The 13287-nt window shown below is 66.0% G+C and carries 14 protein-coding genes and 1 tRNA gene; 9 read left to right on the plus strand and 6 right to left on the minus strand.

What is annotated here, in order from left to right; translation table 11 throughout:
* Positions 1–32 precede the first annotated feature (32 nt).
* Both U8326_RS09960 and U8326_RS09965 read right to left on the minus strand, forming a co-directional pair.
* Positions 33–1280 (minus strand): DUF418 domain-containing protein, encoded by a 1248-nt coding sequence (locus U8326_RS09960; RefSeq protein WP_324740074.1) that lies wholly within the window; start codon positions 1278–1280, stop codon positions 33–35.
* A gap of 23 nt (positions 1281–1303) precedes the next feature.
* Complete coding sequence (locus tag U8326_RS09965; protein ID WP_324740076.1) at positions 1304–2563, minus strand: SPOR domain-containing protein; 1260 nt, start codon at positions 2561–2563, stop codon at positions 1304–1306.
* Between the two features lie 211 nt (positions 2564–2774).
* Between U8326_RS09965 and U8326_RS09970 the strand changes: the two genes are divergently transcribed.
* The 3 genes from U8326_RS09970 to U8326_RS09980 are packed head-to-tail and all read left to right on the plus strand — an operon-like array spanning position 2775 to position 5521.
* Positions 2775–3494 carry a ParA family protein gene (locus U8326_RS09970; protein WP_324740078.1) on the plus strand — a complete coding sequence of 240 codons (720 nt, stop codon included), beginning with the start codon at positions 2775–2777 and terminating at the stop codon, positions 3492–3494.
* A 17-nt stretch (positions 3495–3511) separates the two neighbouring features.
* Positions 3512–4162 carry a hypothetical protein gene (locus U8326_RS09975; protein WP_324740080.1) on the plus strand — a complete coding sequence of 217 codons (651 nt, stop codon included), beginning with the start codon at positions 3512–3514 and terminating at the stop codon, positions 4160–4162.
* Positions 4163–4192: 30 nt separating this feature from the next.
* On the plus strand, positions 4193–5521 hold the full coding sequence (locus U8326_RS09980) for an SPOR domain-containing protein (RefSeq protein WP_324740082.1): 1329 nt from the start codon (positions 4193–4195) through the stop codon (positions 5519–5521).
* Positions 5522–5585: 64 nt separating this feature from the next.
* Here the strand turns inward: U8326_RS09980 and U8326_RS09985 are convergent, their stop codons facing one another.
* Both U8326_RS09985 and U8326_RS09990 read right to left on the minus strand, forming a co-directional pair.
* On the minus strand, positions 5586–6818 hold the full coding sequence (locus tag U8326_RS09985; protein WP_324740084.1) for a dihydroorotase: 1233 nt from the start codon (positions 6816–6818) through the stop codon (positions 5586–5588).
* Positions 6815–7843, minus strand: coding sequence for an aspartate carbamoyltransferase catalytic subunit (locus U8326_RS09990; protein WP_324740086.1), 1029 nt, complete (start codon positions 7841–7843; stop codon positions 6815–6817). Before U8326_RS09990 ends, U8326_RS09985 begins: the two co-directional genes overlap by 4 nt.
* A 135-nt stretch (positions 7844–7978) precedes the next feature.
* Here U8326_RS09990 and sppA point away from each other — a divergent pair, with 135 nt between their 5' ends.
* The 6 genes from sppA (at position 7979) to U8326_RS10020 (ending at position 12495) form a co-directional block, all read left to right on the plus strand.
* The gene (gene sppA / locus U8326_RS09995) at positions 7979–9877 is read left to right on the plus strand and encodes a signal peptide peptidase SppA (protein ID WP_324740088.1); all 1899 of its coding nucleotides are present in this window, start codon (positions 7979–7981) and stop codon (positions 9875–9877) included.
* Between the two features lie 79 nt (positions 9878–9956).
* Positions 9957–10031 (plus strand) — tRNA-Val (locus U8326_RS10000).
* A 132-nt stretch (positions 10032–10163) separates the two neighbouring features.
* Positions 10164–10967 carry a DUF4145 domain-containing protein gene (locus U8326_RS10005; RefSeq protein ID WP_324740090.1) on the plus strand — a complete coding sequence of 268 codons (804 nt, stop codon included), beginning with the start codon at positions 10164–10166 and terminating at the stop codon, positions 10965–10967.
* Between the two features lie 15 nt (positions 10968–10982).
* Complete coding sequence (locus U8326_RS10010; RefSeq protein ID WP_324740092.1) at positions 10983–11240, plus strand: ECs_2282 family putative zinc-binding protein; 258 nt, start codon at positions 10983–10985, stop codon at positions 11238–11240.
* On the plus strand, positions 11237–11737 hold the full coding sequence (locus tag U8326_RS10015) for a hypothetical protein (RefSeq protein WP_324740094.1): 501 nt from the start codon (positions 11237–11239) through the stop codon (positions 11735–11737). The genes U8326_RS10010 and U8326_RS10015 overlap by 4 nt, the downstream gene beginning before the upstream one ends.
* Positions 11737–12495, plus strand: coding sequence for a hypothetical protein (locus U8326_RS10020; protein WP_324740096.1), 759 nt, complete (start codon positions 11737–11739; stop codon positions 12493–12495). Before U8326_RS10015 ends, U8326_RS10020 begins: the two co-directional genes overlap by 1 nt.
* Here U8326_RS10020 and U8326_RS16425 read toward each other — a convergent pair.
* Together U8326_RS16425 and U8326_RS10025 are read right to left on the minus strand one after the other, a co-directional pair.
* The gene (locus tag U8326_RS16425) at positions 12483–12794 is read right to left on the minus strand and encodes an HGGxSTG domain-containing protein (RefSeq protein WP_416385531.1); all 312 of its coding nucleotides are present in this window, start codon (positions 12792–12794) and stop codon (positions 12483–12485) included. The genes U8326_RS10020 and U8326_RS16425 overlap by 13 nt on opposite strands.
* A complete protein-coding gene (locus U8326_RS10025) occupies positions 12697–13197 on the minus strand; it encodes a hypothetical protein (protein ID WP_324740098.1) in 501 nt (166 codons plus the stop codon). Before U8326_RS10025 ends, U8326_RS16425 begins: the two co-directional genes overlap by 98 nt.
* Between the last annotated feature and the right edge of the window lie 90 nt (positions 13198–13287).

Raw genomic sequence — 13287 nt, forward strand, 5'->3', positions numbered from 1 at the left:
AATCTAATGCGAATAGATTGCAGTAGCAAGACCTATCGGCGCAGGGGAAACCACCGCCCATAGGTCAGGCAACGCCACAGCCATTCCAGCGGGCCATAGCGAAACCGGCCGAGCCAGGGTTTCGACCAGGCCAGCATGAGTATCCACCCGCCGAGCACCGGCTGGAGCATGTCGATCCGGTCCAGCGTGCCGAATCGGCCGAGGCCCCAGCCCTGGAACAGGAAGGCCATCAGCAGCGACATCCCGAGGTAATTGCTGAACGCCATGCGGCCGGCGGCCGCCAGCCTGCCCTCCAGCCATCCCCCGGCAAGGCGCGGGGCAAGCCAGACGAGACAGGCCGCAAGCCCCAGGATCATCGGAAGCCGCGTCAATTGCGCCGGGCCGAGAAAGGCGAAACCGCTGCGGTAGAAGGGATGCCCCGCCCCCGCGACCCACAGCGCAAGCGGCAGGGTGAGGACTATCCCGGCGGCGATTCCCCCCAGCCCCCAACCCAGCAAGCGGCGCCCTGGCGGGATGCGCTGGAAGAAGCCCGCCCGCATCAGGCCCATGCCGATCAGCATCAGCGGCAGCGTCTCGAGCAGGGCGAGGCTCGCGCCATCCACCGCCTCCCAGCCATGCTCCCGCACATTATAGGCGACGATGCCGGCAAAGCCGCCTCGCATCACTTCGCTTTCCCGGCGCGCCTCCTCGACCTGCGCATCGACCGCGGACCAATAGGCCCGGTCCTCCTCGGTCAGCACGCACTGGACATTGCCGGGGCACTTGGCGAGCGCCGCATCCTCGATGGCCAATTGCGGCATATACATGAGGCTGATCCACAACCCGCCCAGCACGTAGAGCGCAAGCCCGAGCGTCAGTTGCCGCAATGCGTCGAGCCGCACCGCGACCAGGGCGAACAGGCCGCAAAAGGCATAGGTGAACAGGATGTCGCCGCGAAACAGCAGGAAATAATGCGCCAATCCGAACAAGGCGAGCCAGAACAGCCGCCGCAATTGCAGCCGCGCGCCCTGCCTGTCCACGAACAGCACCATTCCGGCCCCGAACAGCAGGCTGAACAGGCCCCGCATCTTGCCGTCGACAAGCAGATATTGCGCGAGCCAGACGGCCTCGTCCGCCCGGCTCATCGGCGGCTGCATGGCGACTGGCCAGTAATAGGCCTGCATCGGCTGGCTGAAAGCGACGATGTTCGCGAACAATATGCCGAGCACCGCCACGCCGCGAATGAAATCCAGCGTAACGATGCGACCCGCTTGCCGCGGGGCCGGGTTCGGTTCGGTCACTTCAGGGCCGGGCCGCTCGCCGTTCAGCGAGTCACAAGGCAGCTATGCCCGGCACGCTTGAGAGAAGCGCAGGCGGCATTGGCGTCGGCCTGGCTGGTAAACCCTCCGGCGGCGAGCAGGGTCAGGCGCCCGGACGTGGTTACGGCCCTGGTCTTGCCGGACAGTTCGGGACGGCCCGAAACCTGCTTCCACATCTTGTCCGCATTGCCGGGTACGGAGAAAGCGCCAAGCTGGAGCCGCCACGGGCCGGACGCCGGCTTGGCCGCTGCCGCCGTGGAAACGGGGGATGCCGAAGGCGACGGAACGGCAGGCTTCGCCGCAATGGGTGGCTTGGGCGCGGCGGGTTCCTTGGCTGCAACGTCTGGTTTCGGGGCCGGTTTCGCGGGTGCAGGAGTTGGGGTTGGGACCGGCGGCTGCGGCGCGGCTGCGGGCTTTGCAGGCTCGGTCGCCGGCCGCGCGTAATCCGCTCCGGCCGTGGCCGGACTTTCCGCGCCGGTGGCGTTGACCGCCTCCGCCACCGCGATCCTGGCCCTGGCTACGCCGTCGGGCTCGGAAGCGGTGGACGGCGCGGGAGACATGGTTTCCACCGGGCGCGGCACTCTGGATGTTGCGGCGGGGGGCGTTGCCGCAGGGGGCGTTACGGCGGGTGCCGCCGCCGCCACAGCGGGGCCGCCGAGATCGGCCGCGGCAAGCTGGCTGGCGCGCGCGGCTTCGGCATCCTTCTTCAAGGTCGCGGCCAGCCCGGCTCCTTCCTGCCGCTGCGCAAGCGGGATGAACTCGTCCATCTGCGCCATCGCAGGCACGGCCTGGGGCAGCCCGGCGGAATGGGCGAGCGTCATCAGCGCATAGGCCCGGACCCAGTCCTGCTCGAAGAAATCCCCGTTGAAATAGGCGATGCCGAGCAGATATTGCGCACGCGGATCGCCCCGCCCGGCCGCCGCCTGCACATAAGGCAGCGCCTCTTCCCTGCGGCCCGCCTGGAACAGCATCAGACCGTAGTGATCGCCCGCTTCGATATGGCCGCTTTTGGCCGCCGCCGCGTAAAGCTCGCGCGCCTTGGCTTCGTCCTGCGCCACGCCGCGACCGAGACGATAGGCCTGGGCGAGATTGAACTGCGCGTCGGGATCGCCCTTGGCGGCCGGCTCCCGCCACTCCTTCACGGCCGTGGCGTAATCCCCCGCGCTCCACGCATCGACGCCCGCTTTCACATCCGCATGGACCGGCCCGGCCAGTGCCAACGCAGAAACCGCCGCCAGCAGCGATAATCCGTGACCGAACCTCATGTCCTTGCCTCCGTTCATGGCCTTTCGGTGGGATGCCATAGTGAACGGGCCGTTAGCAAAACGTTTCTGCATGGCTCTCCCCCAGCCAGATCCGCGGAACCCCGGCGTTTGCGGAAGCGTCGTTAACTCAAAATTAGGGGCGATCTGCGATCCCGTGGCTGGATTGGCGGACCTTTGTCCGGCGAAATGTTTGATTCAGGGGGAACCAGCCTTGCGCGTTTTGGCTTTGGCTTCGCAAAAAGGGGGATCGGGCAAGACCACCCTCTCCGGCCATCTGGCCGTTCAGGCTCAACGGGCCGGGGCGGGCCCGGTCGTATTGATCGACATCGACCCGCAAGGCTCGCTTGCGGACTGGTGGAACGAGCGCGAGGCGGAATATCCCGCTTTCGCGCAGACCACCGTCGCGCGCCTCGCCGGCGACCTGGCCACCCTGCGGCAGCAGGGCTTCCGCCTGGCGGTGATCGACACCCCACCGGCGATCACCATGGCGATCCAGTCGGTGATCTCGGTCGCGGAACTGATCGTGGTGCCGACCCGCCCCTCGCCGCACGACCTGCGCGCGGTGGGCGCCACCGTCGATTTGTGCGAACGCGCGGGCAAGCCCCTGATCTTCGTCGTCAATGGAGCGACGCCCAAGGCCAAGATCACATCGGAAGCCGCCGTCGCCCTTTCCCAGCACGGCACCGTCGCTCCGGTCACGCTGCACCATCGCACCGACTATGCCGCCTCGATGATCGACGGGCGCACGGTGATGGAAGTGGACCCGAACGGCCGCTCGTCAAAGGAAATCGAAGCGCTCTGGAACTATATGTCGGACCGCCTCGAACGCAATTTCCGCCGGACCATCTTCGCCGCGCCGGGCGCCATGCAGATGATGCCCGGAGCCCATCGCCCTGCTGCGGGTTTCGGCCGCCGCATCGCCCAGTCCTGAGCAGGGGGTTGCGAACCATGAGCGAACCGAAGCCACTTGCCTCGCTGAGCGGAAGCCTCCTCGCCCGGAAGGGTGCGGCGCGCCCCGCCATGCGGCCCCAGATGCAACATTTCCCGCGGATCGAAACGCAGGCCGCGATCGCCCTCGAAGACCTCGGCTGGAACGACATGGGCGAATCGGACGAACCGCGCCATGCCGCGGATATCCTGCCTTTGACCCCGGCGCCGAAATCGCCGGAAGTAAGCGCCGAAACCGCGGCGGGAGATCGGGAAGCAGCGGCCCAGCTGGCCGAGAACGCCCGGCAGATCGCTGAGGAAGCCGGGTCGGTCGAGGCGCCCGGCAAGCCTCAGGTCATCCTGCAGCGCGAGGAAATCTCCGCCCGGATCGAAGGGATGGAACAGGCGCCGGCCATCGAACCTGCGAGCAAGGTGCTCAACGGATCGCATGTTCCGGCGAAGAAGCCGGGCCGTTCGCGCCGTTCGGCGCTGGCGGAAGGCCGCCGGGCGGCCTTCACACTGCGGCTGGATGGCGAGCGGCATCTGAAGCTCCGCCTGGCCAGCACCATCCGCAACCTCAGCGCCCAGCAACTCGTCACGGAAGCGCTCGACGCGCTGCTCGACGAGATGCCGGAACTCGAAGCGCTGGCCGCTCAGGTCAAACGGCGCTGAGCCGCAGGGGAATTACAGGGGGCACTTGTCATGAACCGTGATCCGAACCGCACCAGGCTTCTCGGCCTTGCCGTTACCACCGCCTTGGCCACCGCCGCACTGGCGGGCTGCACCACGCCCGGCGGCGTCCGGGCGGATGCATCCGCGACCAAGGCGGAACGGGCGCTTGCCAAGAGCAAGACCGGCAAGGCGGTCGCCACGGCGGAACGTTCGGTGATGGCCGATCCGCATAACGCTGCCCACCGCGCCGCGCTGGGCAGCGCCTATCTCAACGACGGCCGGTTCCAGTCCGCGGCCGCGTCGTTCAACGATGCGATCGCGCTGGGCGATACCGGGCCGCGCACCGCGCTGAGCCTGGCTCTCGCCAATATCGGATCGGGCAATTTCAGGGATGCGCTGGCCGTGCTCGACGAAACGCGCGACGAGATCGCCCCCGGCGACCTTGGCCTCGCCTATGCGCTGGCCGGGCAGCCGGAACGCGGCATCCATATCCTCGAAAGCGCTCTGCGCGGGGGTGAGAATACATCGAAGATTCGTCAGAATCTCGCCTATTCCTATGCGCTGGCGGGGCGCTGGCGCGAAGCGCGCGTGATGGCGTCGCAGGATGTTCCCGCCGACCAGATCAACGATCGCATCGGCGAATGGGCCGAAACCGCAAGCCCGCTGGCCTTCCAGCAGCGCATCGCGACCTTGCTCGACGTGCCGGCGGGGCGGGCCGATCCTGGCCAGCCCGCCGCATTGGCGCTCGGCAACACGCCGACGGTGGAACAGCTTGCCGCCGAAGCCGCGAGCAGCCGCCCGGCCACACCGGCCCGGACCGAGGCAAGCGGCGAATTGCCGCCGCTAACCGCCACCACGACCGCGCCGGAGCCGGTCGAGCTTGCCCGCTATGAAGCGCCGGTCCGGAGCCAGCCGCAGAATTTCGAGGCCGCCGTGGCGACGGACGCGATTGCCGCTCCCGCTGGCGCGACCCCGGCCGCGGTGATCGCGGACAGCGTGCGCTTCGTATCCTCGCCAGCCGTGCAGGCGATTCCGGAGCGTGTCGGCATCAAGCCGCGCCAGAAGGCGGTCGTGGCCCCTAAGCCGGGCACCGGCAAGCATCTCGTGCAGTTGGGTTCCTTCACTTCGGAAGATGGCGCCCGCCGCGCAGTCGGCGTATTCGGCAAGCGCTATTCCGGCCTTGGGAACCATCCGATGAAGATCACGCGCGCGGTGGTCAATGGCAGGAACTACTGGCGGGTATCCGCCACCGGCTTCGCCCAGACGGAAGCCCGCAGCCTTTGCAACACTGTGAAACAGCGCGGCGGGGGATGCATTTCCTACCACATGGGCAGCCCGCTGCCCGGCGCACTCAACTGATATTCATTGAGAGTGGGGGCGGCCGTGGAAACCGCCGCCCCTTTCCTTTTCTGGTCCATTGGCGCTACTGGCCGACCCGCACCCCGCCCTTGTAGAGCGTGACGACGCGCCCCTGCGCGGGCTGGCGGTCGAACGGCGTGTTTCCGGCGCTGGCCGCCATCCTGTCGGAACTGATGATCCACGGCCGGTCCGGATCGACGATCGCGATATCCGCCTGCGCGCCCCGGGCCAGCTCGCCCGCATCGACCCCGAGCAGCGCGGCCGGGGTCCGCGCCGCGAGGCGGAACACGTCGGCCAGCTGGATAACGCCGTCGCGCACCAGCGAGAGCAGCATCGCCAGCAGGGTTTCCGCCCCGGCCATGCCCGGTTCCGCATCGGCGAACGGCAGCCGCTTGTCCTCCGGGCCGCGCGGATCATGGCCTGAAGCCACGACATCGATCGTCCCATCCGCGATGGCTTCCAGAACCGCCTTGCGATCCGCTTCTTCCCGCAAGGGCGGTGAAAGCCGCGCGAAGGTCCGGAAATTCGCGATGGCGAGATCGGACAGCATGAAATGGGCGGGCGTCACCCCTGCGGTGACCGCGACCCCGCGTTTTTTCGCGGCGCGCACCAGATCAAGCGCGGAGCGTGTGGTCACTTGCCGGAAATGCAGGCGCGCACCTGCCATTTCGGCCAGCGCGATGTCGCGCGCGACCGCCAGCGCTTCCGCCTCGGCCGGCGCGGCGGCAAGGCCGAGCCGGGTCGCCATATAGCCTGCTGTGGCCACTGCACCGCCCACCAGCGAGGCATCCTCGGCATGGGTGACAACCACCATGTCCAGCATCGCCGCATAGCGCAGCAGGCGGAGCATCACGCCGCTATCTTCGATCCAGCGCCGCCCGGTCGCGATGCCCCGGGCGCCGGCATCGCGCATCAGCGCGAGTTCCGCCAATTCCTTGCCCTGCAGCCCCCGCGTCGCCGCGGCCAGGGGGTGAACCCACAGATCCGGCTTGCCGCTGTAGGCCAGGAAACGGACGCGCGCCGGATGGTCCAGCGGCGGCGACTGGTCAGGCATCAGCGCCGCGCGGGTAATGCCGCCGAAATGGAAGGCGGGCTTGTCCACCGCGAAAACCCCCAGATCGACCAGCCCGGGCGTGACCAGCTTGCCGCCGGCATCGACCAGTTCGTCACCCGGTTCCGCCGTGCAATCGCCGACTGCGGCAATCCGCCCGTCGACCAGGCGGACCGATCCTTCGCGCACGCCGTCCGGGCATACCAGACGGCCGCCGGTGATGATGATGGGCCGCTGCTGCTTCATGCCAGCTGCCCTTGGTCGGGTGCCCAGCCGGGGACGCCCCGCGCCCTTCGGGTGAGCACTTCGAGGCAGGCCATGCGGATCGCGACGCCCATCTCGACCTGCCGCGTGATAAGGCTGCGCCCCGGCAGGTCCGCCACGTCGCTGTCGATCTCCACACCGCGATTCATCGGCCCCGGATGCATGACCAGCGCATCCGGCCCGGCGCGGGCGAGCCGCTCCGCCGTCAGCCCGTAGAGATAGCGGTATTCGCGCGGGGACGGGATGAACTGGCCGTCCATCCGCTCATTCTGCAAGCGCAGCATCATCACGGCCTCGGCCCCGTCCAGCGCGGCATCGAAATCGGTATAGGGCCTCGCCCCCATCTCCTCCACCGCGGCCGGCATCAGGGCGGGCGGAGCGCATACGCGCACCTGCGCCCCCAGCGCGGTCAAACACAATATGTTGGAGCGCGCGACCCGGCTGTGCAGGATGTCGCCGCAGATCGTCACCACCAGGCCATTGAACTCCTCCCGGCCGCGCTCGCGCAGCGCATGGCGCAAGGTCAGCGCATCCAGCAGGGCCTGGGTGGGATGTTCGTGGCTGCCGTCGCCCGCATTGATTACCGGGCAATCGACCTGATCCGCGATCAGCGCGACCGCACCCGAGCTGGCATGGCGTATGACGATCGCATCCGCGCGCATGGCATTGAGCGTGACCGCCGTGTCGATCAGGGTTTCCCCCTTCTTCACGCTCGAGGTTGCGGCATGCATGTTCACCACATCGGCACCCAGCCGCTTGCCCGCGATCTCGAAGCTGAGCAGCGTGCGGGTGGAGTTTTCGAAGAAGGCGTTGATGATGGTCAGCCCGCCCAGCATCCCGGCATGTTTGGCGGATTGGCGATTGAACTCCACCCATTGCTCCGCTTCATCCAGCAGGAACAGGATTTCATGGGTCTGGAGTTCGCCGATGCCCAATAGCCCGCGATGCGGGAAGGCCAGCCCGCCTGCAGGATAGCGGCCCGGGTCGGATGGTCGTTCGGATGTCATTAAAGCCAAGCCCTTAGTGGAGCGCGCAGCGGCACTCAAGCGCTTTTGCCGAGGCGCAGCTTTCCGGTGGCGTATCCCCACACCCCGCCCTAGAAAGGCGGCCATGACGACTATCGCGCAAGGAACCCTCCGGTCATGAGTTTCGCGGGCAAGGTGTGGCGGCTGCTGGTGGGGATCAAGGACGGCCTTTCCCTGCTTTTCCTGCTCCTCTTCTTCGCGCTGCTCTATGGCGCGCTGACCATGCGGCCCAGTCCCGGAATGGTGCGGGAGGGCGCCCTGCTGCTCGACCTCGACGGCTCGGTCGTCGAGGAAGCGGCGGACATTGATCCTTTGCAGCTTCTGCTGTCCGACACCTTTCCCCCCGGGGAATATCCCGCGCGCGACCTGGTGCGCGCGATAGATGCCGCCGCGCAGGACAAGCGGATCAAGGTGATCGTGCTCGATCTCTCCCGCTTCCTGGGCGGCGGGCAGGTCCATCTGGCGGAGATCGGCGCAGCGCTGGACCGGGCGCGGGCCGCGAAGAAGCCGGTGCTGGCCTTCGCCAATGCCTATGTCGACGATGGCATGATGCTGGCCGCCCATGCCAGCGAGGTATGGGTCGATCCGATGGGCGGCGCGGTCATCACCGGACCGGGCGGGCAACGCCCCTATTTCGGGGGGCTGCTACAGATGCTGCAGGTAAAGGCGCATGTCTTCCGGGTCGGCACCTACAAATCGGCGGTCGAGCCGTTTCTGCGCAACGACATGTCGCCCGAAGCGCGGGAAAACGCGGCCTCGCTCTATCAGGCGATGTGGCAGGAATGGCAGGCGGATGTGAAGAAGGCCCGTCCCAAGGCCGATCTGGCAAAGGTCACGCGCGATCCGGTGCAATGGCTGACGGCCAGCCGGGGAGACGCGGCCAGGGCCGCCCTCGCCGCGGGTCTGGTCGACCGGCTGGGGGACAAGGCGGCCTTCGGCAACCGGGTCGCCCGGCTCGCCGGCGCGGACAGCTGGGACAACAGCCCCGGCGCCTATGCGCATACCTCGCTGGACGCCTGGCTGGCGGCGGTAAAGCCGCCCAAGCCCGGCAAGGCCATCGGAGTGATAACGGTGGCGGGCGAGATCGTGGATGGCGACGCCGGCCCCGGCACCGCCGGCGGAGACCGGATCGCCGAATTGCTGGACGAGGCCTTGACGGACGATCTGGCCGCGCTGGTCGTGCGGGTGGATTCGCCCGGTGGATCGGTCATGGCCTCCGAGGAAATCCGCCGCGCGATTCTCCGCCACAAGGCGCGCAGGATACCTATCGTCGTCTCGATGGCCAATGTCGCGGCCAGCGGGGGATACTGGGTGTCCACCCCGGCGGACCGGATCTTCGCGGAACCCGGGACCATCACCGGCTCGATCGGCATATTCGCGGTGGTGCCTACCTTCGAAGATACGCTGGCCAAGTGGGGGATCACCAGCGACGGCGTCCGCACCACGCCGCTGTCCGGCCAGCCCGACCTGCTGGGCGGCCTCAATCCCGAAACCCAGGCGATGGCGCAGGCCGCGATCGAGAACGGCTATGCCCGCTTCCTCACCATTGTCGCGAAATCGCGCGGCAAGACACCGGCTCAGGTCAACGAGATCGCGCAAGGGCGCGTCTGGGATGGCGGGACCGCGCGGCAGATCGGCCTGGTCGACCAATATGGCGGCCTCGATGACGCGCTGGCCTGGGCGGCCGGGAAGGCGGGGCTGAAGGATGGCGGATGGCATGCGAAATATCTCGGCAGCAAGACCGATCCCTATCGCTCCCTGCTGCAGGAAATGCTCCGCAAGGACAGCGAACAAGCCGCCCCGGCCCATGATTTCATTGCGCTGCTGACCGCGCGCCAGGCCGGATTCGGACAGGCCCTTGCGAAGAACGCGCGCCTGCTGCTCAGCGCCCAGGGCGCACAGGCCTATTGCCTCGAATGCCCGCAACGCCAAGCATCGGCCCCGGCGGGCGGGCAGGCGGATTTCGGCCCGCTTTTCACCCTCGCGAGGTGGATAGGGGCACCCAACGCGCATTGAAGGGCACCCAGCGCACACCGGGCTTGTCTTTCGCGCAGACGCGTGGCAAAGGCGCGCCCCTGCCGGCAGCGATGCGGGCGGGCGCGTAGCTCAGTGGTAGAGCACACCCTTCACACGGGTGGGGTCGCAAGTTCAATCCTTGCCGCGCCCACCATAAAATCAGATACTTAGCTGGTTTTATGGCCCTCCAATTTTCTTCGGGGGGTAGAGCCGGGTAGATCGAGCTATACACAGCCCGCCCCACTATCGCTATTGCGGGAAAGAGCCGGGGGCGCATAATTGGGCAATGTCCAGCCCGGTTCCGAAGTATGTTCCGCCCTCGATCACAGAGACGGCCTTTAATTGTCCGCACTGCGGTGCATTAGCGAAACAGAGTTGGTTCAGCCTAAAGGCCGACCCAAAGGAGAAGGACGAGCTTCCCCTCCGGATTTCCGAGGACACATTAAACCGCGAGTTCATCGATTCAATCGAGGACCTCGAAGAACGCAGGAAGATGCAGCGTTGGGCAGAACGCGTGATTGCGGGCACGCCATTCGTCGAACGGAATAAGCAGGGCTCCTACGTTCATTGGGACCTCTATAACGCGGACCTCTCTCGCTGCTTCAACTGCGACAAGGTCGCCATTTGGGTTCAGTCTGCGCTCGTGTTCCCTGTGCGAGGCGACGCCCCCTTACCCAATCCCGATCTCCCGGAAGATGTCCGCCTCGACTTTGACGAAGCGGGCCGAATTTTGCGACTGTCACCTAGAGGTGCGTCAGCCCTGCTTCGCCTCGCCATTCAAAAGCTATGCAAGGAAGTGGGGGGTAATGGTAAGAACATCGACAGCGATATCGCTGCTCTGGTGGAGAAGGGCCTCGACGTTCGGATTCAGCAAGCCCTCGATGTTGTTCGAGTAATTGGCAACAATGCAGTCCACCCCGGGCAGGTCGATTTGCGCGACGATGTTGGCACAGCAGAAAAGCTCTTCGATCTCGTCAATATCATTGCCGATGCGATGATCTCACAGCCCAAGCGGATAGCGGAGATGTTCGATGGTCTCCCGCAAGGCGCGCGGGACGCGATCGCTAAGCGGGACGGCAAGATCGGATAATAACAGGAGGGGGCGATGGCGGGCGACAAATTCTCAAAGTCAGTGTCGATGCAATGCTCCACTTGCGGCCGGACGCAATTCGAGCGCGAGACCGATGTGGGTCCGTTCCGTTGCGTGGGATGCAACCGCTCGTTCACCCGCGAGGAGCTGATGCGCGAGAACGGCGAACTCATCGACAACGAGGTGGGCAAGATGGCCGCCGATGTCGGCCAGTGGGCGCAAGACGAGCTTCGCAAAGCCTTCTCCAGCTCGAAGCACTTCAAGCTCAAATGAGTCCGGGCGATTGGGCAAGTGCCGCCAGTGCGGGCGCGGCGTGGCTGGCGCTGCTTCTGGCGGGCATCTCGCTCTATAAGAATCACAGGTCCGACAAGCGACAGGACGAGCTTGCCGCGACCACCGAACAGCTCAACCGGCTGCTCATCGAACGCGAGACCCAAGCGGGGCAAGACAGCAAACGCGCGGACCTGTCCGCCAACCTCATCACGGTGGGTCAGCGCAGGCTGGGCAGCAGCATCTGGCGGCTCAAGGTATTCAATCGGGGCCAAGGGACAGCGCGGAACGTGCGGCTAATCGACCTTCAAGAGGGTGAGTCGGTCCTTGCCCAGAACGTCATCCGGCAGAAGTTTCCAGTGCCGATCCTCGAACAGCACCAATGGGTGGAAGTCGCCGCGATACAACATCTCAGCGGCCCATCCCGAGCTCACGTCAAGCTGGTGTGGGACGACGACTCAGGCGAGAATCACGAGAAGGAGGTCACGCCCTCATTCTGATGTGCGCGAAGCCCAACCTAGACGACGCGAAGGCCTGCCTCGCCCGAGCCCAACGACATTATCGCGAGCTCAACGAGTTGGCGGGACCGGACAAGCTATGGGGATTCACCGAGGGGCAGGACGGGGACACCGGGGAGTGGTTCAACTGCCTCCATCTCGACCGAGGGCGGCTGGTTGCCGCCAAGCCGGTCCTTGCCGACAGCGCGACCAATGCAATCTCCGCGCTCGATCACGTCGCCGCCGCGATTGCCAAGGCGAACGGGCACGACCGGCTTAGGTGGCTCCACTACCCCCTCGGGCTCACGGACGACGATTTCAACGAGGCCTGCGGCAAGACGAAAGATGCGCTGGGCGACGCAATGCTGGGCGTCCTCGCCAATGCGCGACAGGCCCACCCAGTCGAGCGCCATCACATCGAAGCCGCAAGGCAGATTTCCAACGATGGGAAGCATTGGGGGTTTCGGCCCGCCGATGGCAAGGCCGCAGCGATTCAGCTAGTGGTGCCCGGAAACGGTCACAAGGTTTTCGATCTCCCGGCGGACGCCTTTGCTGCCGCAGACGCGCACGAGTTTTACCGGGGGCAGGAGCGGTTGCCGAAGGGCGATTACCTCATTGTCGTCAACCTGCTGGTCTCCGGGCTCGACGATGGTTTGCCCGACGCGGCCAATTCGATCCTCGAATGCTCCTTCCGCTTCGTGCGGGGAGTCATCGACGCTGTTGCGGCGGCCGGAGCCGGAGAGGACGATCACACCGCATAGGGACTGGTCTCCGCCGCCCTATTCGAGCACGCCCCGCACAGCCGATGATGGTTGCCCTCGCTCTCGAAGGGCTTGCGGCATCGCAGGCAGGGGCGCGTGGCGGCACGACGCAGAGCCAGCGCTTCTCTCGTAGATCCACCATGCTTCCACATGCCATTACGCTTGCCGCGCGGTGCCCCGGGATTTCGGCCCCCATGCATCCTACACCGGGCTTTTCCCCGCACGGCTGGACAACGACACGACTTTCCCGCCCGGTTCCTGGCTCCGCACAGCTTTGCGTTCGTCAGGAGCTTCGGCATTCCGTCCGTGGGATTGTCGGCCTGTTTCTTCTGCCCCCCTGTGGTCGTGATAATGGACATGCTGGTGTGTCTCCTTCGTAACGACGATATTCTGCTTGGTGGAGCGCCGCTTGCCTTTTAGCGCTTGCAGAGCTTCGATCTGCATCGTGAAGGTACGGGCGAGCTTACTGGCCGTGGCTGCGGTCTTGATATCGTGCTTGTGCTTCAGGGCTCGTGCAGATGTTTGCATCTGCATCATGTGCACCGCTACCATCTGCGCTGCGAGGCAGGCTTCCATCTCATTGCGCGGCCTGATGCTGTTTATCAAGGCAAGTGCGGCAGAAAACTGGTTCTCGTCCAACCGCCATTGCCTGGCTTCGTCATCCCAGATGTCGCGAGAGCAAAGTGCTTCAAGCTGCGTCATGAACGTAGTTATGACAGCCTGCGATCGTGTCCCTAGAGCATCCGCAAGCTGGAGCAGCCATGTGTTCTCGTCGCTGTGAGGCGAAGTCCA

It is taken from the genome of Tsuneonella sp. CC-YZS046, from assembly GCF_035581365.1.
Classification (GTDB): Bacteria; Pseudomonadota; Alphaproteobacteria; order Sphingomonadales; family Sphingomonadaceae; genus JAWKXU01.